The 2,894-nt window shown below is 47.9% G+C and carries 4 protein-coding genes, 1 tRNA gene and 1 pseudogene; 3 read left to right on the top strand and 3 right to left on the bottom strand.

The annotated features are described in order from the left end of the window. Positions 1 to 9 precede the first annotated feature (9 nt). Positions 10 to 96 (top strand) — tRNA-Leu (locus BFF42_RS14325). A gap of 38 nt (positions 97 to 134) precedes the next feature. Here the strand turns inward: BFF42_RS14325 and BFF42_RS14320 are convergent. Then, complete coding sequence (locus tag BFF42_RS14320) at positions 135 to 371, bottom strand: DUF1435 domain-containing protein (RefSeq protein ID WP_001403902.1); 237 nt, start codon at positions 369 to 371, stop codon at positions 135 to 137. Between the two features lie 140 nt (positions 372 to 511). On the opposite strand from BFF42_RS14320, the gene fhuF reads away from it, so the two are divergent. After that, positions 512 to 1,300, top strand: a complete 789-nt coding sequence (gene fhuF, locus BFF42_RS14315) for a siderophore-iron reductase FhuF (protein ID WP_000331562.1) — start codon at positions 512 to 514, stop codon at positions 1,298 to 1,300. 37 nt (positions 1,301 to 1,337) lie between these two features. Here fhuF and bglJ read toward each other — a convergent pair. Together bglJ and BFF42_RS14305 are read right to left on the bottom strand one after the other, a co-directional pair. Beyond that, positions 1,338 to 2,014, bottom strand: a pseudogene (bglJ, locus tag BFF42_RS14310) (DNA-binding transcriptional activator BglJ). After that, entirely contained in the window at positions 1,972 to 2,646 is a 675-nt protein-coding gene (locus tag BFF42_RS14305; protein WP_005114623.1) for a helix-turn-helix domain-containing protein, read from the bottom strand. Before BFF42_RS14305 ends, bglJ begins: the two are co-directional and overlap by 43 nt. 101 nt (positions 2,647 to 2,747) lie before the next feature. On the opposite strand from BFF42_RS14305, the gene BFF42_RS14300 reads away from it, so the two are divergent. Then, a partial coding sequence (locus BFF42_RS14300; RefSeq protein ID WP_001393286.1) for an IS1 family transposase occupies positions 2,748 to 2,894 on the top strand: 147 nt, incomplete at its 3' end.

Genomic DNA, 2,894 nt, shown 5'->3' with positions numbered 1-2,894 from the left:
GCTGACTGGGCGAAGGTGGCGGAATTGGTAGACGCGCTAGCTTCAGGTGTTAGTGTCCTTACGGACGTGGGGGTTCAAGTCCCCCCCCTCGCACCAATTATCTTTACTTCCTTTCTTGTTTCTTCCTTGATTTTTCATCCCTGATTCAAATTCATTATCATCAGCATGATGGCAGCAATAAGCGCCAGGCACGATGGTAGCAAAACGTAATGCCGTAACTGTTTGTGATACAGCATCACCGGCGTCAATACTAATCCCATCAGAATGACAATCCGCCACTGATCCGGCGATAAATCCGCATACATCAGCCCTGCAATCAGCAATCCCGGCAGCAACACTCCCCAGCCACTGCCCAGCGTACGTTGCAACATGGTTTCATCTCTTTCATTGATAATGATAACTAATATCATATGATAATTTTTATCATTTTCAAGCCAGAGAAATCCCTTGCTATCGGGTAAACCTATCGCTAGGATTAGCAATCATTATCATTTAGATTACTATCCCGATTATGGCCTATCGTTCCGCACCGCTCTATGAAGATATCATCTGGCGAACGCATCTCCAGCCGCAGGATGCTGGGCTTGCACAAGCCGTACGTGCGACGATCGCCAAACATCGTGAACATTTGCTCGAGTTTATCCGCCTGGATGAACCCGCTCCGCTTAACGCCATGACGCTGGCGCAATGGTCATCACCGAATGCGCTAAGTTCTCTACTCGCGGTCTATTCCGATCATATCTATCGCAACCAACCAACGATGATCCGCGAGAACAAACCGCTGATCTCACTATGGGCACAATGGTATATCGGCCTGATGGTGCCACCATTAATGCTGGCGCTACTGACGCAGGAAAAGGCATTAGATGTGTCGCCGGAACATTTCCATGCTGAGTTTCACGAAACCGGACGCGTCGCCTGTTTCTGGGTCGATGTGTGTGAAGATAAAAACGCAACACCACATTCGCCGCAGCAGCGAATGGAAACGTTAATCAGCCAGGCGCTGGTTCCGGTTGTGCAGGCACTAGAAGCGACCGGAGAGATCAACGGCAAACTTATCTGGAGTAATACCGGTTATTTGATCAACTGGTATCTCACTGAGATGAAGCAACTGCTCGGCGAGGTGACGGTTGAATCGCTGCGCCATGCCCTCTTTTTTGAGAAAACGCTCACGAACGGTGAAGATAATCCACTCTGGCGTACCGTCGTGCTGCGCGATGGCCTGCTGGTGCGCCGAACCTGCTGCCAGCGTTATCGCTTACCGGATGTGCAGCAATGTGGCGATTGTACGCTGAAATGAAAGCACTGCCGGGGAAGTAAACCCGGCATCATGAGGATTAATAGGGATGCAACACATTACTTGCTTCGCAATGCCGCATACATAACAGAATATCTGCGGCCTCCAACAACCCTGCATCAGAACTGACGCCCAGTTTCGACATCACATTAAATTTATGTGCACGGATCGTTTTGATATTGCGTTTAAGCTGCTCGGCAATTTGTGTCATTGAGTAGCCACGCGACATAAAGCGCAATATTTCTCTCTCCGTCGGGCTTAGCGTCCGGCTTTGGTTAATGTACCACTGATTGTTCAGTCGGTCGGTCGCCTGACGTACACCATTTAATGACAAAAAGAGTTCCTGATGAAAAATCTCCAGCGTTGACGCTTTACTTAATACACCGTCCAGCGGTGATGGCGACAATGAACCAATCAGCCGAGCTTCAATATCATCATCCGCAATAACTAAACGCCGGGTACGCGGAAACTTAATCGCCAGTTCAGTCAGGCAAGATAATCCCTCTCTGCGCTCACTTCTCATGGCAGAAAAAGAAAAATGACCGCCGCAAATGAGATCCGCGACATGGCATCCTGAAATGACTCCTGACTGGTATAGGTATGGAGCTTATAAGGGTTACCCGCAAACTTTCTGAATAAACTCTCAATACCGATACTGCTCATGACGCATTTTTCTATGAGTGCGACATTTCTCTTCTTAATTCGGCTGTGTTCCATTCTGCGGCATCTCCATAAACAGAAGGCAAGTTAAGTTCTCTTGCACCCTGCGCGCTATTTATCCATGCATACATTTCAGCGTTGCTGTGAATTGCCAGTCGACGCATCGCACTGTTTTTTTGGGCGCTGATAGTTTTATTACTTTTCTTAAGCAACGAAACTATCTGGTTGATGCCCCATCCTTTACCTAATAGCCGCAGTACCTTGCGCTCTGAAAGAGTGAGAATGACGGAGCGATAGCTAAAATCATGAGTTTCATTCATTGCCGGAGAGGTCAGCATGGCGCTGATACGCTCTGCGTGCGTATTGCCGGAACGTACGGTCTTGACCAGATTCTCAATGGGTTCAACATCAGACAATAACGTCGCCGTAGGGCACATGAGCAATTCTACTGCCTGGGAATACCAGGAGCGTGACACCATGAAAACCCAGTGAATTTCCCGATATTGTGAGATTAAAGAATAATAATGTTCACAAACAGAACGTGGATCTTCACTTTCACCGGCTAAATCAGCAATGACTAATCCGGAACGACGTAATTGTAATAAGGTAAGGTCCTCCGCAGAGGCGCTGGATATTATTTCATATTCAGGGAAGTGAGTCCTCATGACCTCTTTTAACCCTGCTTGCATAACAGGTATTTTACTGATAACAATTCCATTTTTGCAGCATCCTGGCGGTGATGCTGCCAACTTACTGATTTAGTGTATGATGGTGTTTTTGAGGTGCTCCAGTGGCTTCTGTTTCTATCAGCTGTCCCTCCTGTTCAGCTACTGACGGGGTGGTGCGTAACGGCAAAAGCACTGCCGGACATCAGCGCTATCTCTGCTCTCACTGCCGTAAAACATGGCAACTGCAGTTCACTTACACCGCTTCTCAA

Origin of the sequence: Shigella sp. FC1661, assembly GCF_001712525.1 — a bacterium.
In the GTDB taxonomy this organism is placed as follows: domain Bacteria; phylum Pseudomonadota; class Gammaproteobacteria; order Enterobacterales; family Enterobacteriaceae; genus Escherichia; species Escherichia coli.
The sequence above is the reverse complement of the archived record's forward strand: the minus strand, read 5'-3'. Positions and strand labels throughout refer to the sequence as shown.

What these genes read in the sequence shown, in the direction of transcription:
- BFF42_RS14305 (WP_005114623.1), bottom strand. Translation starts at nt 2,646, where the DNA reads ATGCAAGCAGGGTTAAAAGAGGTCATGAGGACTCACTTCCCTGAATAT.
- BFF42_RS14320 (WP_001403902.1), bottom strand. Translation starts at nt 371, where the DNA reads ATGTTGCAACGTACGCTGGGCAGTGGCTGGGGAGTGTTGCTGCCGGGA.
- fhuF (WP_000331562.1), top strand. Translation starts at nt 512, where the DNA reads ATGGCCTATCGTTCCGCACCGCTCTATGAAGATATCATCTGGCGAACG.